At 71.7% G+C, this 21,090-nt stretch carries 20 protein-coding genes; 14 read left to right on the top strand and 6 right to left on the bottom strand.

The window, feature by feature from the left end:
- The first annotated feature begins 11 nt into the window (after positions 1-11).
- Positions 12-1,289, top strand: coding sequence for a cation:proton antiporter (locus ACIRD3_RS00325; RefSeq protein ID WP_402209287.1), 1,278 nt, complete (start codon positions 12-14; stop codon positions 1,287-1,289).
- Positions 1,286-2,101, top strand: a complete 816-nt coding sequence (locus tag ACIRD3_RS00320; RefSeq protein WP_402209285.1) for an aminoglycoside N(3)-acetyltransferase — start codon at positions 1,286-1,288, stop codon at positions 2,099-2,101. The genes ACIRD3_RS00325 and ACIRD3_RS00320 overlap by 4 nt, the downstream gene beginning before the upstream one ends.
- 226 nt (positions 2,102-2,327) lie before the next feature.
- Here the strand turns inward: ACIRD3_RS00320 and ACIRD3_RS00315 are convergent, their stop codons facing one another.
- The 4 genes from ACIRD3_RS00315 to ACIRD3_RS00300 all read right to left on the bottom strand — a co-directional run bounded on the left by ACIRD3_RS00315 (position 2,328) and on the right by ACIRD3_RS00300 (position 5,790).
- Positions 2,328-2,930, bottom strand: a complete 603-nt coding sequence (locus ACIRD3_RS00315) for a response regulator transcription factor (RefSeq protein WP_402209283.1) — start codon at positions 2,928-2,930, stop codon at positions 2,328-2,330.
- A 155-nt stretch (positions 2,931-3,085) separates the two neighbouring features.
- On the bottom strand, positions 3,086-3,229 hold the full coding sequence (locus tag ACIRD3_RS00310) for a hypothetical protein (protein WP_402209281.1): 144 nt from the start codon (positions 3,227-3,229) through the stop codon (positions 3,086-3,088).
- A gap of 485 nt (positions 3,230-3,714) precedes the next feature.
- The gene (locus ACIRD3_RS00305) at positions 3,715-4,938 is read right to left on the bottom strand and encodes a cytochrome P450 (protein WP_402209279.1); all 1,224 of its coding nucleotides are present in this window, start codon (positions 4,936-4,938) and stop codon (positions 3,715-3,717) included.
- Positions 4,939-5,085: 147 nt separating this feature from the next.
- Positions 5,086-5,790, bottom strand: a complete 705-nt coding sequence (locus ACIRD3_RS00300) for a ScbR family autoregulator-binding transcription factor (RefSeq protein ID WP_402209277.1) — start codon at positions 5,788-5,790, stop codon at positions 5,086-5,088.
- 480 nt (positions 5,791-6,270) lie between these two features.
- Here ACIRD3_RS00300 and ACIRD3_RS00295 point away from each other — a divergent pair, with 480 nt between their 5' ends.
- The 12 genes from ACIRD3_RS00295 to ACIRD3_RS00240 all read left to right on the top strand — a co-directional run bounded on the left by ACIRD3_RS00295 (position 6,271) and on the right by ACIRD3_RS00240 (position 18,757).
- Positions 6,271-8,238, top strand: coding sequence for an acyl-CoA dehydrogenase (locus ACIRD3_RS00295; protein WP_402209275.1), 1,968 nt, complete (start codon positions 6,271-6,273; stop codon positions 8,236-8,238).
- A 369-nt stretch (positions 8,239-8,607) separates the two neighbouring features.
- On the top strand, positions 8,608-9,537 hold the full coding sequence (locus ACIRD3_RS00290; RefSeq protein ID WP_402209273.1) for a hypothetical protein: 930 nt from the start codon (positions 8,608-8,610) through the stop codon (positions 9,535-9,537).
- 42 nt (positions 9,538-9,579) lie between these two features.
- Positions 9,580-10,458 carry a diiron oxygenase gene (locus ACIRD3_RS00285; RefSeq protein WP_402209271.1) on the top strand — a complete coding sequence of 293 codons (879 nt, stop codon included), beginning with the start codon at positions 9,580-9,582 and terminating at the stop codon, positions 10,456-10,458.
- Positions 10,455-10,700 (top strand): acyl carrier protein, encoded by a 246-nt coding sequence (locus ACIRD3_RS00280; RefSeq protein WP_402209269.1) that lies wholly within the window; start codon positions 10,455-10,457, stop codon positions 10,698-10,700. The genes ACIRD3_RS00285 and ACIRD3_RS00280 overlap by 4 nt, the downstream gene beginning before the upstream one ends.
- On the top strand, positions 10,700-11,527 hold the full coding sequence (locus ACIRD3_RS00275) for a hypothetical protein (RefSeq protein ID WP_402209267.1): 828 nt from the start codon (positions 10,700-10,702) through the stop codon (positions 11,525-11,527). Before ACIRD3_RS00280 ends, ACIRD3_RS00275 begins: the two co-directional genes overlap by 1 nt.
- Positions 11,527-12,525 carry an NAD(P)H-dependent flavin oxidoreductase gene (locus ACIRD3_RS00270; RefSeq protein WP_402209265.1) on the top strand — a complete coding sequence of 333 codons (999 nt, stop codon included), beginning with the start codon at positions 11,527-11,529 and terminating at the stop codon, positions 12,523-12,525. Before ACIRD3_RS00275 ends, ACIRD3_RS00270 begins: the two co-directional genes overlap by 1 nt.
- Entirely contained in the window at positions 12,515-13,387 is an 873-nt protein-coding gene (locus ACIRD3_RS00265) for an alpha/beta fold hydrolase (protein WP_402209263.1), read from the top strand. The genes ACIRD3_RS00270 and ACIRD3_RS00265 overlap by 11 nt, the downstream gene beginning before the upstream one ends.
- Entirely contained in the window at positions 13,380-13,634 is a 255-nt protein-coding gene (locus ACIRD3_RS00260) for a hypothetical protein (protein ID WP_402209261.1), read from the top strand. Before ACIRD3_RS00265 ends, ACIRD3_RS00260 begins: the two co-directional genes overlap by 8 nt.
- 73 nt (positions 13,635-13,707) lie before the next feature.
- Positions 13,708-14,211: a 4'-phosphopantetheinyl transferase superfamily protein gene (locus tag ACIRD3_RS00255; RefSeq protein ID WP_402209259.1), complete on the top strand. Its 504-nt coding sequence runs from the start codon at positions 13,708-13,710 to the stop codon at positions 14,209-14,211.
- Positions 14,212-14,375: 164 nt separating this feature from the next.
- On the top strand, positions 14,376-15,866 hold the full coding sequence (locus tag ACIRD3_RS00250; protein WP_402209257.1) for an APC family permease: 1,491 nt from the start codon (positions 14,376-14,378) through the stop codon (positions 15,864-15,866).
- A 45-nt stretch (positions 15,867-15,911) separates the two neighbouring features.
- Positions 15,912-17,621: a pyridoxal-dependent decarboxylase gene (locus ACIRD3_RS00245; RefSeq protein ID WP_402209255.1), complete on the top strand. Its 1,710-nt coding sequence runs from the start codon at positions 15,912-15,914 to the stop codon at positions 17,619-17,621.
- A 170-nt stretch (positions 17,622-17,791) separates the two neighbouring features.
- Positions 17,792-18,757, top strand: a complete 966-nt coding sequence (locus tag ACIRD3_RS00240; protein WP_402209253.1) for a chlorinating enzyme — start codon at positions 17,792-17,794, stop codon at positions 18,755-18,757.
- Between the two features lie 100 nt (positions 18,758-18,857).
- Here ACIRD3_RS00240 and ACIRD3_RS00235 read toward each other — a convergent pair whose 3' ends face one another.
- On the bottom strand, positions 18,858-19,784 hold the full coding sequence (locus ACIRD3_RS00235) for an alpha/beta hydrolase (RefSeq protein ID WP_402210721.1): 927 nt from the start codon (positions 19,782-19,784) through the stop codon (positions 18,858-18,860).
- 135 nt (positions 19,785-19,919) lie between these two features.
- A complete protein-coding gene (locus ACIRD3_RS00230; RefSeq protein ID WP_402209251.1) occupies positions 19,920-20,990 on the bottom strand; it encodes a ketoacyl-ACP synthase III family protein in 1,071 nt (356 codons plus the stop codon).
- Between the last annotated feature and the right edge of the window lie 100 nt (positions 20,991-21,090).

Here is a 21,090-nt window from a genome sequence, read left to right as displayed (position 1 = left end):
GACACCCAACCATGCTGAATCCCGCCACTCTCGTCCTCGCCGACCTGGCGCTCGTCCTCCTGCTCGGTGCCCTCCTCAAACCGCTGCTGCGCCGCTTGCGCCAGCCCCCCGTGGTGGCGGAGATCGTGGCCGGGCTCGCGCTGGGCCCGAGCCTGCTCGGCCGACTGCCGGGCGACCCCTCGCACCTGCTGTTCCCCGCGGCGACGCGTTCCTCCCTGTCGGCGATCGCGCAGGTGGGGATCCTGCTGTTCATGTTCGCCGTCGGCCGCGAGATGGACCTGCGGCAGATCGGCCGGCAGTCCGGCCAGGTGCTGGCCGTCTCGCTGTCGGCCACCGCGCTGCCCTTCCTCGGCGGCGCCGCCCTGGCGTTCTGGCTCTACACGAACCACGACACCGTCGGTGGCCACCACGTGGCCTCGCTCCCGTTCCTGCTCTTCGTCGGTGCGGCCATGGCCGTGACGGCGTTCCCGGTCCTGGCCAGGATCATCGCCGACTGCGGGCTGCACCGCTCACGGGTCGGATCGATCGCCCTGGCCAGCGCCGCGGCCGGGGACCTCATCGCCTGGGTCCTCCTCATCCTCGTCTCGGTCATCGCCGCGGCGCACGGCCCCGGCCGGCTCGCCCAGGTCGCCGCGCTGACCGCCCTCCTCGCCGCCGTCCTCGCCCTCGTGGTCAGGCCGCTGCTGAACCTGCTGATGCGGCCCGTCGACGGCAAGCTGCCCGGGTACGTCCTGCCCGTGGTCGTCTCGGGCGTCATGGTCACCAGTTGGGCCGCCGCGGCCATCGGGCTCGACCCGATCTTCGGCGCCTTCGCCTTCGGCCTGGCGACGCCCCGTCAGCCGCACGCGCTGAGCGAGCAACTCGACCGGCCGGTCCGCCAGATCACCACGCTGCTCGTGCCCGTCTTCTTCGTCGCCACCGGGCTGTCGGTCGACATCACCCGCCTCGGCGGCAGCGGCCTGTGGGAACTCGCCGCTATCCTGGGCGTGGCCTGCCTGGGCAAGCTGCTCGCCGGGTTCGGCTCCGGACGGCTCATCGGCCTGTCCCGGCGCGACGCCGGCCGGCTCGGCTTCCTGATGAACACCCGCGGCCTGACCGAACTCGTCATCCTCAACGCCGGCCTGACCCTCGGTGTGCTGGACGAGTCGATGTTCACCATGATGGTGGTCATGGCGGTCGTCACCACGGGAATGGCCGGGTTCGTCCTGCCTCCGGCCCAGCCCGACCCACTCGACGGCAACCCGCTTCCCCGGCCGGCCCAGCCCGTCCTCGAAAGGAGCGCAGCATGACCGCTGTGAACGCCACCGACCCGTCCGCCCCCTCGCTCACCCGCGACGACCTCCGGGCGGGCCTGCGCGACCTGGGCCTGCCCGCCGGCGGCGTGGTCATCGTCCACTCCTCGCTGTCGGCCTTCGGCCACGTCACGGGTGGCGTCGACACGCTGCTGACCGCCCTGCGTGAGCACCTCGGACCGGACGGGACGCTGGTCGTGCCCACCTTCACCGGCGAGATCCGCGACCCCCACCCCGGCGCCGGGCCGGAGGCGGGTCCGCGCGTGGAGGCGGACCGCGCGGCCGTGCCCCTCTTCGACGACGACTTCCCGACCGCGATGGGCGCCCTGCCCACCGCCGTCCTGGCCACGCCCGGTCGGCTGCGCAGCTCGCACCCCCAGGCCTCCGTCGCGGCCCTGGGAGCACATGCGAAGGAGATCACCCGGATCCAGCCGCTGGCCTTCGCGGTCGGCCCGGGCTCACCGTTCGACCGCATGCACGACCTGGACGCCCACATCCTGCTGCTCGGCGTCGGGCACAACCGCAACTCCTTCCTGCACTACGCCGAATCGCTGGTCCCCGAGCAGCGCCGCAAGCTGCGTCGCTTCCCCTACCTGGTCGACGCCGAACGGGTCTGGGTCGAGACGCCCGACGTCGGTGACGACAACGGGGCGCACTTCCCGGCCGTGGGAGCGGATGCCGAACGGCAGGGCCTGGTCCGGACGGGACGCATCGGCGCGGCCCACTGCCGGCTCATGCGGAGCCGGCCGTTCGTCGCCGCCGCCGTCGCCGGCCTCCGCGCGAGGCTCGACGCTCCCACCCCCTCCTGAGCGGGTGGGGGGCACCGCAGACTGCGGTCCATCAGGGGCGGTCCTCTCCGGACCGCCCCTGCGCTCGTCGGCGGTGGCACACGTCCGCGCCGAACGCAGTCGTGCCCGGTGACCACCGCACACCAGGTGGTCACCGGGCACCGCACGTCCTCAAACCGACCGTCCGGTCGAGTCGTTCACGAATTCATCGGAATGTCCCGGCCGGCGAGCCGGCGGATTCCGGACCTCAGATCCAGCGGGCGCCCCTGGCGATGCGCAGCGCGTCGATCCGGTTGCGCGCCCCCAGCTTCGCCACCATCGAGGAGAGGTAGTTCCGCACGGTCCCCTGCGACAGGTGCATCCGCTCCGCGATCTCCGCCACCGTGTCGCCGCAGGAGACGCGCTCGAGGATGGCGAACTCCCGCTTGCTCAGCGGACAGTCGCTGTTGCTCAGGGCGGCGACGGTCAGCTCCGCGTCGAAGACGCGCTCGCCGTGGTGCACGCGTCGGATCGCCTCGAAGAACTGGCGCGGAGGCATGCTCCGTTCGACCACTCCGCCGATCCCGGCCGCGAAGGCCTGACGCACGACCGGCCTGGTCACCGCGGTGGTCAGCAGGATGCTCCGGCATCCCAGGGTCGCCATCCGCTCGGACATGGCGACCGCGTCACTGTCCTCGCCCTCGAAGCTGATGATCACCACATCCGGTTTGTGCTGCTCGGCGAACTCCAGCGCGTCGAAGGTGCTGTCCACGGACCCGACGACTCGGATCTCCTCCTCCTGCTCCAGTAATGCAGCGAGTGAGAAACGAGAAAGATGCAATTCATCGGACACCAAGACATCGATTCCCATATCAGATCCCCCTGTCTTGTCACCGCCTTCCGTCATTCTGCGGCAGTTCGGTGGCGTCGTCCATAGAACCGCCGCCGCCGCCGGAAGTGTCCCAGGGGGGGACCTTGACCCCGACCTCCTTCGTGTGATGAGCGGAAAGCGAATCCTGGGCGAAATCAGGATTCGCGGAACTCGGTGGCCGGGTCCGAATTCACCGCGTCCAGCGAGGCCTCCGCCGCTCGGGCCGGCGCGGCCGGCTCGACCGGGGGCGGGTCGAGAAGGCCGCGCTCCGGCACCGCTTCCACGGAATTTCCGAGCACGTTCTGAAACTAACAGCGCCGACCGTCCGCTGTCGACGTCCGCACCCCGCCGGCACCCCGACGAGCGGGCACCGGCAGCGGTGCGCACACGTGTTCAACTGCCTGATCCGGACAGTCGAACAGGCGCGGCCGCGGGAGGACCGCACCGCGGCTCGTGAGGAATTCCCGCACCCGGCCGCGGGACGGGCGACGACGGCGTGGGTTAGATTCCGGTGGGTCTTCACCGGGAGCCGGACGGGCCGCGTGACGCGGCGGGACGGACGTGCCGACCGGGTCCGAACGAGGGGCCGCACGGCCGCCCACCCTCCCGACTCCGGGGTCCCACCCCGCCCGCCCTGGTCGATGCCCACCGCCGGGCGGGCGGACGGACCCCGGTTCAGCGAACCGGCGACCGCACCGGGTCCGACACGCGAAGGAGGAGGTGTCCTGATGCCCGGTCGGGCACGAGGACACCTCCTCATCGGTGCGGCTGCACCAGGCGCGGTCTAGAAGAGGACCACCGGCAGCTCCCGGTAGGCGTTCATCAGGAAGCTCTGCATGGGCCGCAGTTCCTCCGGGGAGCAGGCCAGTCGGAGCCGGGGAAAGCGCTCGAACACGGCGGCGACCGCGGTGGTCGCCTCCAGTTCGGCGAGCGGAGCGCCCATGCAGCGGTGCGCCCCGTGCCCGAACCCGAGCAGGTCGCGGTCCCGGCGCAACACGTCGAAGCGATCGGCGTCGGGGCCGTAGCGCTCGGGGTCCAGGCCGGCTGCCGCGAACGAGACCAGGATGGGATCCCCCTGGGGAATCAGCACGCCGTCCAGGTCGATGTCCTCCACCGCGAACCGCATCGGCGAGTACGCGCCGGGCGTGTGCACCCGCATGGTCTCGTCGGACACGTCCTGCCAGGTCGCCCGGCCGGCGAGGACGTGCTCCAGCTGGTCGGGGTGGCTCAGCAGCGCGCCGACGGCGTTGGTGATCAGCGCGGCGGTGGTGTCCTGCCCACCCGCGATCATGAGGAAGAGCGTGCCGAGCAGTTCCTCCTCGCTCAGCCGGTCCTCCTGGTCGCGCGCCTCGATCAGCGACGTGGTCAGGTCGTTCCCGGGCTCGGCCCGCTTGGCCTCCACCAGCTCCGCCAGCAGCGCGAAGGACCGCAGCCGGGCCGCCTCGATCTCCCGCCCGGGGATGGTGGTGCTGAAGACCTTGTGCAGCGCGACGCACAGGGCTTCCGTGGCCTCGCCCTGCGGGACACCGAACAGTTCGCAGATGACCCGCATGGGCAGGAGCTCGGCGAAGGCGCTGCGCAGGTCGACCGGCGTTCCGGCCGGTGCACCGGCGATCCCGTCGAGGAGTTCCGCGGTGATCTCGGCGATCCGGGGCCGGAGCCTCTCGGAACGCCGCGCGGTGAACGCCCCGGCGACCAGCCGACGCAGCCGGGAGTGGCTGTCCCCGTAGGCGAAGAGCATGTTCTCGTTCGCCACCCAGGGGTACAGCGGCCACTCCTCGGTGATCCTCCCCTGGATGAACGCCGGCCAGTGCCGGCGGGCGTCCTTGGACACCCGCGGGTCGGTCAGCAGTCGCTCGACCTGTCGCTGCCCGACCACGGCCCAGGCCACGACCCCTCCCGGCAGTTCCACCCGCACGGCGGGGCCCTGGGCGCGTAACACCGCCGCCTCTCCGGCCAGGTCACGCCCCGTCACATCGAGGGCGTACGGGCAGGTAGTGGCTTCCATCGTCGTCTCTCCCCTGGTCGTTCCTGCGTGTCACCACGCCTCGGCCCGGGGCGCGGTCCGGCCGCGGGCCGGGGCTCCCCCGCCCGCGGGCGGATCGTGCGCCCCAGCGGGCCGCACCGTCGCGTCGTCCCGCGCGCCGGACAGACCCTAGTCGGCCGCGCACGCGACGGCCGGGGCCGCCTCCTCCGCCTCGCGCTCCTTGCGAAGTTTCAGTGCAGCCTCGTACACGCGAAGCCCACGATCGGGGGCCATGTCGAGCTGCGCGAGCACCGTCGGAATCGCGACGCCCGCCATCAGGGAGCGCTCCAGGTCCGACACCCGCTCGGGGAGGTCGGCGTGATTGGTCATGATTTCGGACAGGATCTGCACACCCGTGAACGCCCCGGCGAACATCCGGGCCGCGGCCGCCACGTCGACGTGCGGGAGCAGTTCGCCGTTCTCCTTGGCGCGGGCGAGGATGTCGCCGTTGTGCTCGATCCACCCGCGCATCGGCACGCGCCGGTCCAGACCGCCGCTGGGGGCCCCGCGGTCCACCGTCAGCCGGATGCTGCCCTGGGCCACCGGGTCTCCCATGGACAGCATGTGGGCGAGCAGGAACGCCTCGTCCAGGCCCTGTTGGAGCACCAGCTCCTGCGGGGGCGGAGTCGGCATCGCCGTGAGCTGTTGGGCGAGGACCGCCTGCGCCAGCTCGGCCTTCGATCCGTAGTGGAAGTACAAGGACCCCTTGGCCACCTTGGACCGGTGGAGGATCTCGGAAATCGTCGCCGCCTCGTATCCCACCTCGGCGAAGACTTCGGCAGCCGCGACGAGAATCGCGCGCCTCGTCCTGATGGCCCGTTCCTGCAGCGCCACGGCATACCTCCGCGTTGCTTGATAAGCGCTCTAGCAAAAAAGGAAAACCAGGGCCCGCCACCGTCACGTCCACCCACCGTCCGTGGACGTCCAGTCCTCACAACTGATGCCGGTGCGCACCCTGATGCGTACATAATTCACCCGCGCCCTTCATTGGGACAAGACGGGTCGGTCCGTATTTTTTCCCCCGCCGTGCCGCTCCGGCCCGAAGGGTCGGCCCGGGGCCCCGATCCGCCGCGGACGCACCGGCGCCGGTGGACGCGGGGGCTCGCCGAGGACACGCCGTCCGGCCGGCCACCCCGCGCCGTCGCAGCCACGTCTTTACCCGCCTCCCCATAGCACTGCGGGGGCCGCCGGACATGCAAGATCAGGCAAAATTATAACGTTTCCATTACTTGTGAGGAAAAGAGATCGCCTCGTATCTTCTTGGCCGCTGCCCTGACCAAGATCAGCGTCAACGGGGGGAATCCCATGGCCCTTGTGGCAACCGAGCCCGGCATCCGCGCCACACCCGAGCGCGCACGCCGTACCGTCGGCGGCAACCCGCCGCACGACCTGCGCGTTCTCACCACCTCATCCGTCGCCGAACCGGACACCGCGGACGCCGCGGACACCGCGGACGCCGCGGACACCGCGACCGCCCGGGAACTGGCCCGCCTGCTGTTCGGCCACGGCGGCGAGCGGGAGAGGGTGCACGGCAGATGGCGGCGGCTGATCAGCCGCCCGACCTTCCGCCACCACGCCGACCGCTCACCCGCCGAACAGGTCGCCGAGTCCTATGAACGGCTACGGCTGGTGAACAGCACCGTCGACGACGTCGAGGGCCTCGCCACGGACCCCGCCCTGCTGGCGAGCCTGCACGAGTGGGCCGCGATCGTGAACGGCGGCGGCGGCCTGTGCACGGTGGCGAGCATCCACTACAACCTGTTCCTGGGCAGCCTCCTGGACCACGACCCCGATGTCCGCCGGGACTTGTCCGAGTTCACCACCATGCGCCGCATCGGCACCTTCCTGTGCACCGAACTCGACCACGGCAACGACAGCGTGAGCCTGGAGACCACCGCCGAGTTCGACCGCGAGAGCGGTGGCTTCGTCCTCCACACCCCGCACCCCGGCGCCCGGAAGTTCATGCCCAACACCAGTACCGTCGGCGGCCCCAAGTCGGCGGTGGTCGCCGCCCGTCTCCTGGTCGACGGTCAGGACGAGGGCGTGTTCCTGTTCCTGACGCCGCTGAGCGACGAACGCGGCCTGCTGCCGGGCGTCGAGGTGCGCGAGCTCCCGTTCCGGTCCGGCGCCCCCGTCGACCACTGCCTCACCGCCTTCCACCACGTCCGGCTGCCGCGCGAGGCCCTGCTCGAAGCGGACCACGGCCGGCTCGGCCGGGACGCCATCCTGACCAGCGCCTTCGGCAGCCGCCGCAAGCGCTTCCTGCACTCCATCGGCCGGGTCACCGTCGGAAAGCTCTGCATGAGCGGCGCCGCCGTCGGCGCCTCCCGGGCGGCCGTGGGCATCGCCGTCCGCTACGGCCAGCACCGCCACACCTCCGGGCCGAGGGCCGGCCAGCGCATCCCCGTCAACGCCCACCGCACGCACCACGGTCGCCTGCTGCGTTCCACGGCCACCGCCTACGCCATGACCTTCCTGCACCGCTCGACGCTCTCCGAGTGGGCCCGGCACACCGCCGAGAACCAGGCCGACGCGGAGCGCCAGGTGGCGGTCGCCAAGGCCTGGATCACCTGGCAGGCCCGCGCCATCGCCGCGGAGTGCCGCGAACGCTGCGGCGCCCAGGGGCTGTTCGCCGTCAACGCCCTCTCCGAGTACGCCCCGTACATCGAGGGAACGATCACCGCCGAAGGCGACAACCTGCTGATCTGGACCAAGGCCGCGGCGGAACTCCTGCTCGGCCCCCAGGAGAACGCCCCCACGACCGCCCCCTCGACCGCCCCGGAGGCCGGCCACGACGACCTGACCGACCTCGTCTTCCTGCGGACGCTGCTCGCCCGGGCCAAGGCGATCTGGCAGTCCCGCGCCAAGACCGCCCTGCGCCTCAACCGGGCCGACGGCTCGGTCGCCCGCTGGAACAAGGCCTCCTCGGCGGCGTTGGAGATGGTCTCCGCCCACGCGGCGCTGCGCGCGGCCGACGCCTTCCTGGCGGCGGTGGAGCGGGCCGTCGACCCCCGGGCCCGGTACCTGCTCCACCGGCTGTGCACGCTCTTCCTGCTCGACCAGCTCGGCGCCCACACCGGCGACCTCCTCGCCGAGGACCACCTCAGCGCCGACCACGTCCGCCGACTGCCGCTCCTGGCCGACTCCCTGCTCGACGACCTCGCCCCCCACATGACCACCCTCGTCGAGGGCTTCGACCTGCCCGAGCAGTTCCTCGACGGCGTCCCCCTGGCGAACGGCGCCGGAATCGACCTGGCCGACCACGCGTACGCGGGCGGGTGACGGCCCCGACCGGCACCCCACCCCACGAAGTCCTGCCGCTCCCCGAGGCCGGCGGTCGTTGCGACAACGACCGCCGGCCTTCCGGCTTTCTCCGCCGGCGCATTTCCCCGGCGCCGCCCGGCCATTCTCCCGGTATCCACCCGCCCCGGTACGGCCCGCATTGATTTCTCCAGTCCGGGTGTGCGAAACGCATGAACGGGCGTGCGGAAGCACCGTTCCGCAGCGCAACCCCGGCGGCTAAAGTCGGTTCAGTCGCGTTGCCTTGGCGTTGTGGAAGTGAACGCACGCCGAGCCGTCGGCCGGATCTTTTTCCTGGAGGAACAGGCTGTGCTGCGTCAATCCGCCACCCCCGAAACACCCTGGGAAACGGTGGCGAAATCCATCGAGTTCATTCCCGCCGAGTATTCCGAGAAGACCCAGCCCGAATCGACGGCGCAGGAAATGCTGAGGTGCGGTCCGGCGGACATCGACCGGCTGGTCGACGCGGGCCTGCCGTTCGAACTCCGGTCGGGCACGCGCCACTTCGATGTGAGCGACCTCTACAACCTCGGGATGTACTCGGGCCGGGGGAACACCCAGCCGGAGCTCGCGTTCCGCATGCTGTTCCGCTTCGCCGGCCGCCCGGTCGACGACCTGCTGCGCGAGAAGTCCTGGGACTTCAAGGTCACCCTGGAGTGCACCGAGTGCGAGGGGGAGGCGCCCTGGCGCTTCGCCGCGCCCGACGCCGCCCGCTTCGGCGGGCGCCAGAGCGGCGGAGAGGCACCCCGGGCGAGCGCGGGATCGGCCCGCTACGAGGCGACGATCACCACCCTCGGCGCCCGGACCCCCCTGGTCTCCACCCAGCTGCGCGGCATCACCCGCGACTACCTCGACTCCGGCTACCGCTGGCAGATGATCCCCGTCGCGATGCAGGCCGACCACCGGCTGGTGCACTCGCTGGGCGCGACCAGCTGCATCGCCGCGAGCCTCCTGCTCGCCGAGCGGTTCCGGGCGGCCGGGTACCAGGCCGAGGCGAAGCGGGGCTGGTTCTGCGGCGTGCTCGGCGGCGCCCTCGACCTGCCGCACGCCTGCGTGGAGGTCGTGGACGACGACGGCGCGCTCAGGACCGTCGACATCGCCAAGGCCCAGCTGGCCGCCCGGCTGTCGCCGGACACCGGCGCCTTCCAGGAGCTGTGCCTCGGGTCGGTCTACAACAAGGTGATCCCGTCGACGGCCTCCGGCAACGCGTCCTTCGGGCACCACGAGTGCGGCTCCCGGAAGCCGGTCGAGGTGCGCGCGGACGTCCGGTCGCTGAGCTGAATCTGAACTCCTGTACCACTGCGTTCGGAAGGGCAAGTGAAAATGGCGGTACGTGAAATCGAGCCGGTCGTGCTGGATCTGCAACGGCTGGAGAACCTGGCCGAATCCGGCTACTACAACCCCTATTCGATGTTCGACTGGCCCGAGAGCATCGAGGCGGGCCTGCCGTGGATGAGCGAGAGCCTCACCACGCTGGCCGGCACCGAGATGTGGGACGAGCTGACCCGCGAACAGCAGATCGCGCTCACCAAGTACGAGGCGATCAACTTCTTCAGCCTCAACATCCACGGCATCCGTGAGCTGCTCAACGACGTCGTCCTGCGCATTCACGAACGGACCTACGCGGACGTCTCGGAATTCCTCCACCACTTCATCGGTGAGGAGAACGAGCACATGTGGTTCTTCGCGCAGTTCTGCCTGCGCTACGGCGGCCGGCTCTACCCGGCGCAGCCCGCGCTGAAGGCCGACTCGGTCGAGCACCTCTCCTCGGTGGCCCGCGAGCTGATCGTGTTCGCGCGCATCCTGATCTTCGAGGAGATCGTCGACTACTACAACGCGCACATGGCGACCGACGAGTCGCTGCCGCGGATCGCCCGCGAGATCAACCGCGTGCACCACCAGGACGAGAGCCGGCACGTCGCCTTCGGCCGGATGGTCTTCACCAACCTGCTCGCCCAGGTCGCCAAGCGCGACCCGGCCGAGGTGCCGCTGATCGCCGAGTACCTGGAGGGCTACCTGCAGTACAGCATCGCCACCCTCTACAACCCGGCCGCCTACCGCGACGCCGGTATCCCCGACGCCCTCGCGCTGCGGCGGCGGGCGCTGGAACACCCTGCCCGCGTCGAGGCGCACGAGCAGGTACTGAAGCGGACCCGGAAGTTCCTGTCGAAGGCAGGCGTCGGCAGGGAGCTGATCAAGTGACGACCGAACCCATGCAGGCGGTGCGCGAGTTCATCTCGGCCCGCAACCCCAAGCTCGACGGGCTCACCGACGACCTGGACCTGATCGACAGCCGCGCCATCAACTCGCTGGCCTTCGTCGAGTTCATCTTCCTGCTGGAAGAGCTGACCGGGGAGTCGATCGACCCGGAGGACCTGGACCTCGACGACTTCCGCACCCTCAGCGCGGTGAACGCCCGATTCTTCACGAAGGAAGCAGCCTGATGACCACGGTGACCGACAACGGCCTGGGAGTTCTCGACGGCAGCCAGCTGCGGGTGCTGCGGGCGATCGACGCGGTGTTCCGCCACATGGCCGACGGCTGGAGCGCGCCGGAGTTCCGGTTCCCGTTCCTGATGCGCACCGAGAACCTCGACAGCTTCGACTACTACGACAACTTCCCCCACCTGGGCCTCGCGGCGACCCGGCTCGACCCCGAGCGCCTCGGCGGCCTGCTCCGGCAGGAGCAGCGGCCGCTGGAGCGGATCCCCGCCGAGGTGATGGAGCCGACCGCGTTCGCGCTGCCCTCGGCGGCCTGTTACTCGATCTACGTCAACCTGGCGGGCTCCGCGCTGCCCACCGAGGGGACGATGCGCACGACGGTCGGCACCTGCTTCCGCAACGAGACCCACTACGAGGGCCTGCAGCGGTTGCTCGGCTTCTCCATGCGGGAGATCGTCTGCGTGGCGTCGGAGGAGGTGGCCAAGAACCACCTGCTCCGGGCCAAGGACGCGGTGACCGCCCTGTGTGCCGAACTCGGCCTGGAGTTCCGCCTGGAGGTCGCCACCGACCCCTTCTTCGACAAGAACAGCGGCAAGGCGAAGATGCAGCGGCTGTTCCCGGTCAAGGAGGAGTTCGTCGTGAACGGCCTGGCGATCGGCTCGGTCAACTACCACCGGAACTTCTTCGGCGAGCGGTGCGACATCCTGGCCGGCGGGGAGACGGCGCACACCAGCTGCCTCGCGTTCGGCCTGGAGCGCTGGGTGCACGTCCTGACCGAGCGCTTCGGCAGCGCCGACGCCGCCGCGTCCGCGGTCGAGAGCCTGCTCTGATGCGCTCCGCGGCAAGCGTGCTCGGCCTGCGGGTGAGCCTGCTCCAGTCGGGCATGGGCGGGGTCGCGGGCACGGAGCTGGCCTGCGCGGTGTCCGACGCGGGCGCCGCCGGCTGCGTGGGCGGGTACAAGCTGGCCGGCAGCGCGCTGTCGGCCGTGCTCGCCCGGCTGGTCTCCGGCACCGACCGGCCCGTCGGCGTGAACCTGATCCCCGAGGTGGTCGGGCCCGACGAGCTGGACCGACAGGTGGCCCAGGTGCTCGACGAGACACCGTCCCGCGTGCACCTGTCCTTCTTCGGCCTGCCCGAGGACGCGGTGTTCGACCGGGTCACCGCGGCGGGCAGGCAGCTGGTGGTGCAGGTCGGTACGGTCCGGGACGGCGTCCACGCGGCCGAGCGCGGCGCCGTGGTGGTGGCCCAGGGCACCGAGGCGGGCGGCCACCTGCTCGGCACGTCGCGACGCGACGACCTGGTGGGCGCGCTGCGGGCGCTGCTGCCCGACGCCTGCCTGGTCGCCTCGGGCGGCATCGGCTCGCCCGAGGAGGCCGTACGGGCCCTGGCCGCCGGCGCCGACGGGGTGCTGCTCGGCACCGCCTTCGTCGTCGCCCGCCAATCGCGGGCGCACGCCGACTTCAAGTCGGCGGTGACCGCGGCGGCGGCGACCGACACCGTGATCAGCGACGTCTACGAGATCGGCTGGCCGGGCCGACGGCACCGGGTGCTCTCCACGGCCGTCACCGCCGACCCGGGCCTGCCCGCGAAGTTCATCGGCAGGACGGTGGTCGAGGGGAAGCCGTACCTGGTGCCGCGCTTCAGCGCGGCCGTGCCCACCGACGCGACCACCGGCCGCATCGAGGAGATGGCCCTGTACTGCGGCCGGTCCTGCGGCGAGATCACCGAGGAAGTCCACGCGGCCGACGTCGTCGCCGCGTTCGCACGCGTCCTCCCGGGCGCCGAAACAGTCACCACCAACGAAAGGCCGGAACACCATGTCAGCTGACGCCGTGCAGGACGACCCGTACTACCACGACCTGAGCTACCGCGAGGGCACGCCGCTCATCCGCACCAGGGAGGGCGTCGAGCTCTACAGCGAGTCCACCGGTGAGGGCATCGCCATCACCACGCTCAACAACTTCTTCTTCACCGCCCCGTTCTGGCGGGACTACACCGCCGAGCTCGCCAAGGACCACCGCGTCGTGAGCTACGACCTGTGCAACCACGGCCGCTCCACGCGCCTGGAGAAGGAGCCGACCTGGGAGGAGCACGTCGCCGACCTGATCGGACTGCTCGACGCCCTGGAGATCGACTCCACCTATCTGCTCGCCTCCTCGGCCTCCACCCAGCTCGCCCGTGACGTGGCCCTCGCCCACCCGGACCGGGTCCGGGGCCTCGTGCTGGCCGGACCGGTCGTCGGCCCGCAGATGCGGCGGCACCGGATGCTCCAGCGCGCCTGGCTGCAGACGCTGAACAGCCACGACATCCCCGTGCTGTTCAGCCACATGTACCCCGAGTTCGTCAGCACCCAGATGATCGAGGAGTACGGCGTGCCGGGCTTCCTCGGCCTCCGGGAGAGCTTCCTGGCCATGTCCACGCCCGAGGAGCTCAACAACGGCCTGACGCTGGCCCAGCAGGGCGACCCCAGCTCCGAGCTGCTGACCCGCATCCAGGCGCCGACGCTGATCGCCCTGGGCGACGACGACATCCTGCTCGGCCCGACGGCGGGCCACGAGCTGGCCGCGCTGTTCCCCAACGGCCGCTGCGTGATCATGCCGAAGGCCGGTCACGTGCCCTTCCTCGACGACATCGAGGGCTTCCAGGACATCGTGCGGAAGTTCATCGAGGAATCGGAAGCCCATGCCTGACACGACGGCGGAGGTGCGGCAGCGGATCCGCGAGCTGCTGGAGGGCGTGTTCGGCGGCCCCTCCTTCGTCGCCCGGCTGCAGGACACCGTCTCGCTCCGCGAGGCCGGGGTCCCCTCCACCGCCCTGGTCGCCCTGCTGGTCGTGATGGAGGACGCGTTCGGCTTCGAGTGGCAGGACGACGTCCGGCCCGAGGTGCTGCGCTCGATCGACTCACTGGCCCGCCACGTCGTGGCGCAGCGGGGCTGAGGGCTCCACGGTGATCGTCGAGACGGCCGGTCCGCGGGGCGTGGCACCGCAGATGTCCATGGAGACATCGCGGGTGGCACCGCCCCACGGGCCGGCCGAACAGTTCGCCGCCGGCCGCCGGGCGGCCGCCGCGGCACTGGCGGCGGCCGGCTCGGCCGAGCGGACGGTGCCGCGGGGCCGGGACGGCAGGCCGCTCTTCCCGCAGGGGTTCGCCGGTTCGATCTCCCACACCGACCGGCTCGCGGTCGCCGTGGTGGTCCCCGGCGCCGAAGCGGTCGGCGTCGACATCGAGCCCGCGGCCATCACCCCGCGCATGGCCGCGTTCATCCTGCGGGACCAGGAGCGGCGCCTGCTGCTCGCCCCGGCCGGGCCCTACAGCGCGCGCGACCTGTTCGCCGCCAAGGAGGCCGCCTTCAAGGCGATGAACTCCCTCGGCACGCTGGGGGAATTCCTGTTCTGGCAGATCCGCCTCGGCGGGCCCGAGGGCGCGCTGACCGCGACGTACCGCGGTGAATCGGTGCCCGTCCGGATCCACACCCGGGCGGATCTGTCCTTCGCCGTGGCGATCCGGCACTGATCCGGCACCGACACGCACGGCTCGGGGCCGGCCGGCCGTCGAGCGACCGCACGCCCCGAGACCCTCCGGCCGACCCGCCGCACCGGCCCTTCCGCCCACCCGCCCCCGTACGAGCGTGATCCACCGCTCGGTTCCGGGCCGTCGCCCCTCATCTGGAGACCTTCATGACCGGCACTTCCCTGCCCGGGGGGAGCGAACGCTTCGAGCGCACGCTGACCACCCCGAAGATCGTGTTCATCATCATCGCCGCGGCCGCTCCCCTGGCCGCGATGGTGTTCACCGTCCCGCTCGCCTACGCCATCGGTACGGGTCCCGGTGTGCCGGCCATGTTCATCTTCGCGGGCCTGACCCTGCTGTGCTTCTCCGCCGGCTACGCCGCCATCGCACGGCGGATCAGCCACATGGGCGGCTTCTACACCCACATCGCGCACGGCCTCGGCCGCCGCGTGGCGGCCGGGGCGGGCATGCTCGCGGTGCTCGCCTACAACGCCGCCACGGTCGGCGTGCTCGGCGCGTTCGCCTACTTCACCCAACGCGTGGCCGCGGACCAGGGGCTGAACCTGCCCTGGCAGGTGTGGGCGGGAGTCGGCCTGCTGCTGGTCGCCCTGCTCGGCTACCGGGAGGCCGACCTCAGCGCCCGGCTCCTGTCCGTCTGCATGGTGTGCGAGATCGCCATCCTGGTCGCGCTGAACATCGCCGTCCTGGTCCGCCACGGCGGTGCGGCGCTGCCGTCCGCCTCCTTCGCCCCCCACGAGGTCCTCGCCCCCGGGCTCGGCGTCGCCGTGATGTTCGGCTTCGCCTCCTTCCTCGGCTTCGAATCGGCCGCCCTGTACGGCGAGGAGGCCAAGTCACCGCACCGCAGCGTGCCCCGCGCCACCGTCATCGCCGTCCTGGTCGTCGCCGGGTTCTACGCCCTGACCAGCTGGGTCGCCGTCGGAGCCATCGGGCCGGAGCGGGTGCGCGCCGAAGCCACGGACCACCTCGGCGACCTGTTCTTCCGGCTCAGCGACGACTACCTCGGGCACCCCGCCACCCTGGCCATGCAGGTCCTGCTGTGCACCAGCCTGTTCGCGTCCTGGCTGGCGCTGCACAACGCGGCCAACCGCTACATGTACGCCCTGAGCCGCGACGGGCTGCTGCCGGCCGCCCTCAACGCCACGCACACGGGGCACGGCTCCGTGCACCGGGCCAGTGTGATCCAGTCCGTCTTCAGCACGGTGACGGTCACCCTGTTCGCGGCCGCGGGCCTCGACCCGTACGTCAACATGTCGACCAGCATGCTGGGCCTCGGCACCCTGGGCATCATCCTGCTGCAGGCCCTGGCCTCGGTGGCCGTGATCGGCTACTTCCGGAACCGGCGCGAGGGGCGCTGGCAGACCGTCGTCGCGCCAGGGCTGGGCGCCGTGGGGCTGATCACCGCGGCGGTCCTGGTGGTGTCGAACTTCGACGTGCTGACCGGGACCACCGATCCCGTCGTCACCGCCCTGCCGTGGCTCCTGCTGGTCGTCGTCGTCGGGGGCGTCGCCTTCGCCTCCTGGCTGCGCTCGGCCCGCCCGGCCCGGTACGCGCGCCTGGGCGGCGGATCCCTGCCGACGCCGCCGTCCGCCGTCCCGGTCCAGGACCCTTCCGGCAGCCTCTCCCGGACCGCGTCGTGACCGCGGCCCGACCCGGGAGCCGCGCAGTGAAAGGATCAGCATCCCATGGCTCGTGAAGCCGAAATCCACGCGGACATACCGTTCGGCCCCGAAGACACCCCCTGGCAGAAGACCTTCAGCGGCGTTCGGGTCCTCGGCGGCCGCCCCTACGGCACTCCGCCGTCCAGCGACCCCCGGGCCGCCTACCTCGACGTTCCCGAAGTCCCCCACCACAAGGTCCAGTTGCCGCCCACCGGGCTGGACGCGGAGCAGTACACCGAGGCCGAGTCACTGTTCCGCCGTCACATCGACGCCCGGACACGCGACTTCGCCGGCTACCAGGTCACCAGCGACCTCGACTACGAACGACGCCTGGGGCACTACCTCAACCGGCACCTCAACAACGTCGGGGACCCGTACCAGTCCAGCTCGTACACCCTCAACTCCAAGGTGCTCGAACGGGCCGTGCTGGACTACTTCGCCTCGCTGTGGCACGCGAAGTGGCCGCACGACCCGCGGGATCCGGAGTCGTACTGGGGCTACGTCCTGACCATGGGCTCCAGCGAGGGCAACCTGTACGGCCTGTGGAACGCGCGGGACTACCTGTCGGGCAAGCCGCTGCGCGCCCACCGCCGCGAGCCGGGCGGGGACGGTGTCGAGCGGGCACCCCGCGGCGAGGGCCCGAACGCCTTCCACCCGGTGGCGTTCTTCTCCGAGGACACCCACTACTCGCTGACCAAGGCCGTACGGGCGCTGGGCATCGACACCTTCCACGACCTGGGCTCCACGCGCTACCCCGACGAGAACCCCCTCGCGCCGGGAACCCCCTGGCCGCGGAAGGTGCCCTCCACCGAGGACGGCGCCATCGACGTCGACCGGCTCGCCGTCCTGGTGAGGTTCTTCGCCGCCCGCGGCTACCCGGTCCTGGTCAGTCTCAACTACGGGTCCACCTTCAAGGGCGCGTACGACGACGTCGAGGCGGTCGCCCGCACGGTCCGCGGCATCTGCGCCGAGTACGGCCTGGACAACCGGCGCCTCCACCACGACGACGAGGACGGCGACCACGACGACCGGTCGGGATTCTGGCTGCACGTCGACGGGGCCCTCGGCGCCGGCTACACGCCCTACCTCGAGATGGCCCGGGACGCGGGCCTGGTGGAGCAGGTACCGCCGGTCTTCGACTTCCGGCTCTCCGACCTGCACTCACTGACCATGAGCGGCCACAAGTGGATGGGCACGCCGTGGGCGTGCGGGGTGTTCATGACCCGCACCGGCCTGCAGATGGCCCCGCCCGGGGCCTCCGAGTACATCGGTGCCGCCGACACCACCTTCGCCGGCTCCCGCAACGGCTTCTCCTCGCTGCTGATGTGGGACCACCTGGCCCACAACTCCTACGACGACCAGGCCCGGACCGCGGCCGAGTGCGACGCCCTCGCCGCCCACACCCACCGGCGGCTCCTCGCGCTGCAGGAGGAGCTGGGCCGGGACCTGTGGGTGGCCCGCAGCCCGCAGGCGCTGACCGTACGGTTCCGCCGGCCGAACCCGGACATCGTCCGCCGCTACTCCCTGGCCTGCGAGACCGTGCGGGTCGACGGCGTCGCCCGCACCTACGTCCACCTGTACGCGATGCGCCACCTCACCAGGCAGCGCGTCGACGAACTGATCGACGAGCTGCGCCGGCCGGGCGCCTTCGCCCCGCCGACCGCGACCCCCGCCGGCGACGGGGCGCGAGCGGCCGGACCGGCCGCGCCGGCGGCCGACCCGGTGACGGGCTGACGCGAACCACACGGCGACGACCTCCGAGGTGACGGGCACGGGCCCCACGGGCCGTTCCGAGCCGGCCGTCGCGGAACGGAAGAGGCCCACGCGCCCCCGGGCACGTGGGCCCCTTCCGTTCCGCGCTCGGGCCGGGTCTCCCGGAGGTCGGGCCACGACCGAGGAGAGACATGTCCGCTCGACAGCACGACTTCCGACTCACCGCCGACGAGGTGGCGGAGTTCGACCGGAAGGGTTACGCGGGCCCCTTCACGCTCTACGAGCCCCAGGAGATCGCGCGGGAGTGGGCCCGGACCCGCCAGGACCTCACGGACCACAGCAACGCGGTGTACCGGAACGCCACCGACGGCTCGGGCACCACGAGCCCGTGCAACTACGACCGGCACCTCGACAACGCGTTCCTCGCCGACCACATCACCCAGCCGCGCATCGTGGACCGGGTCGCCTCCCTGCTCGGCCCCGACGTCCTGTGCTGGCGCTCGGACTTCTTCCCCAAGTACCCGGGGAGCGAAGGCACGGACTGGCACCAGTCCGCGACCTTCGCCAACGCCTCCGGCCGGCCGCAGATCCAGTGGCCCGCGGGCGCCGACCCGGGCGGCTCCCTCACCGTGTGGTGCGCGTTCACCGACGCCACCGCCGACATGGGCGGACTGCAGTTCATCCCCGGCACGCACCGCACCATGCACTACGACGAGACCAAGCCGATGCGCTACGACCCGGACCACAACGTCTCCCTGCTGAAGAACGGCGTCCCGCGCGGCTTCTTCGGCTACGACTACCGCGAGCTCCAGATCGACCCGGACTGGCGGCCGGACGAGTCGAGGGCCGTGTCCGTGGATCTGCGGGCCGGGCAGTTCGTCATCTTCTGGTCCCGCCTCATGCACGCCTCGCACCCGCACAGCGGCCTGGACAAGCCGATGCGCATGGGCTTCTCGGCCCGCTACGTGCCCGCGTGCGTCCGGGTCTACCCCGGAGCCTCGGAGGTCGAGGAGTACGGCGCCCGGGTCAGCCTGGACTGGTACCGCGCGGTCCTGGTCAGCGGCGAGGACCGCTTCGGCCACAACCGCGTCGCCGCGCGCACCACCGCCGGCCACGTCTTCCGCCGCCGCGACGGCGGCGTGCCCCCGGGCGCCTGAGGCCGGGGGCACGCTCGCGGGTCCCGGAACGGCCGCGTCCCCGGGCGGTTCCCTCCCGCCCGGGGACGCGGCGCGGCCCGCCGGCGGACCGGCGGGCCGCCTACGGCGCCGTGGGCGCCGAGGCCAGCAGGTCCTCCACCGCGGCCAGCACGTCCGCCGTCGCCTGGTCCGCGGCCGGAACGGTGTCGGCCATGAGGAGGTAGCCGTGCACCAGACCCGGGGCGGACACCTGACGCACCAGGACGCCGTGGGCCGCCATCCGCTCCGCGAGCTCGACGCCCTCGTCGTACAGCGGGTCGAACCCGGCCGTGCCGATCACCGCCGGCGGCAGTCCGCGGTGGTCGGCACCCAGCAGGTCGATCTCCGGCGCCGTGCGGTGCGCCGGGTCCGGTACGTACTGGTCGTAGTACCAGCGCAGGTCGTCGACCTCCGAGAGGTACCCGGTGCCGTACTCGCGGGCGGAGCGGGAGCGCAGCTCCGGATCGGCCGGCGGGTACACCAGCAGCTGCCCGGCGAACCCGACGCCCCCGTGGTCACGGTGGTGCATCGAGATCCCCACGGCCAGGGCCCCGCCCGCGCTGTCCCCGGCGATCACGTGGAGGCGGCCGGGGAAGGCGCGGTCCGCCCATTCGGACGCGGCGATGCCGTCCCGGAGCGGACCGGGGTGCGGATGCTCCGGCGCCCGGCGGTAGTCGACGGAGACGACCACCGCGCCGAGTTCGGCGGCGATGCGACGGCACACGGGGTCGTGCGTGTCGACGTCGCCGACCACCCAGCCACCGCCGTGCAGGTAGGTCACCAGCCGCCCCCGGTCGGTGGGCGGCAGGTACGTCCGCACGCCGAACTCCCCGTCGCCGCCGTCGATCAGCTGGTCCTTGGTCTCGATCCCCGCGTACCGGCTGCCCCGGCTGAGCTGGGTCGCCTGCTCCGCGTAGCGCTCGCGCAGCCGTGCCACGGGGAGCGTGCGCGCCGGCTCGGGCCGGCTGCCCGCCTGCCACTGGATCAGGGCACGGACGAAACGGTCCATCGCCACGAGAGCTCTCCTTGGGGTCGCACCGGCGGTGGATCCGTCACCGTGGATCCACCCCGCCGGCTGTGCATGGGTCGGGCCGGTGCCGCCCGTCGTCGACGAGCGGCACCGGTACCCCGTTCGACGGCGGACTCAGGCCGCGACGTCGGCGGGCAGGTCGAAGTCCGTGGTGGTCTCGGGCCACTCCGGCACCGACTCGATCTCCAGCACCGCCACGGTCACCGAGTAGCCGCCGCCGGTACCGATCATGAGCACGAGGTCGCCCGGGCCGACGTCCTTCGTCTCCACCAGGCGGGCCACCCCCGCGCTCAGGTCGCCGGCGCCCAGGTGCCCCGCGTGGCGGCCCCAGTTCCACACGGTGCGCTCGGCCGGGATGTCCAGCGGCTTGAAGAACTGGGCCTCCATCATCCCGTGGCCCATGTTGGGCACCAGGACCCTGGCGAAGTCGCCGACCTTGAGTCCGGTCCGGTCGAGCACCGTGGAGACGACGCTCATCAGCGTCCGGTCGGCGCGCTGCAGCACCGACTCCAGCCCGACCTCCTCCAGGTACGACTTCTTGGGCGTGCGCAGGTTCTCGTTCTCGACCACCCCGTACGCCGTGGTGAACGGGGCGGTGCCCCGGTGCAGCGGCTCCAGGGAGGCGTCGGTGGTCGACGCGATGTCGCGGACGCGGGCGAACCCGCCCCTCGTGGAGAGGACCAGGGCCGTGGCACCGTCACCGAAGGGGATCCCGTAGGAACCCCGCCAGCGGTCGAACCCGGGCGGGCAGAACCGGTCCGCGGTGGTGATCAGGGCGCTCGTGCCCCGGCCGGCCTGGAGCCGGGCCATCGCCAGGTCGATCGCCGCCATGCCTCCGTTCGACATCCCCTCCAGGTTCAGGGCGAAGGCGTCGGTGATGCCCAGCTCGCGCTGGATGTACGGAGCCGAGTTCCAGTGGTGGTCGCGGCCCTGGTGGTAGATCGACGCGTGCAGGACCAGGTCGACCTGGCCCCCGACCACGTCGGCGGCCCGGTCGAGGGCCTTCCGCCCGGCGATCACTCCCATGTCCGGCACCGACACCTCGTCCGTGGCCACCGGCAGGCAGGGAATTCTGTTGGTCTCGTTGTCGCCGGCGGGGTAGTGACCGGCGGCCACCGCCTCCGCCGCCGATTCCGCGGACGGAATCCAGGCCGCGGCCGACGCGATGTACACAGGGATAGTCATGGTCCGATTCCTCTTCCGAGTTCGACGCCCGTCCGGTGGTGTACGGTGAGCGCGATCGCGCTGCGCGAACCGGGGCTCGGGTCGCGGGGGTTCACGGGGA

Source organism: Kitasatospora sp. NPDC093550 (assembly GCF_044764985.1).
GTDB lineage: Bacteria > Actinomycetota > Actinomycetes > Streptomycetales > Streptomycetaceae > Kitasatospora.
Note: the sequence above shows the minus strand (reverse complement) of the source record. Positions and strands in the feature narration are given on the sequence as shown.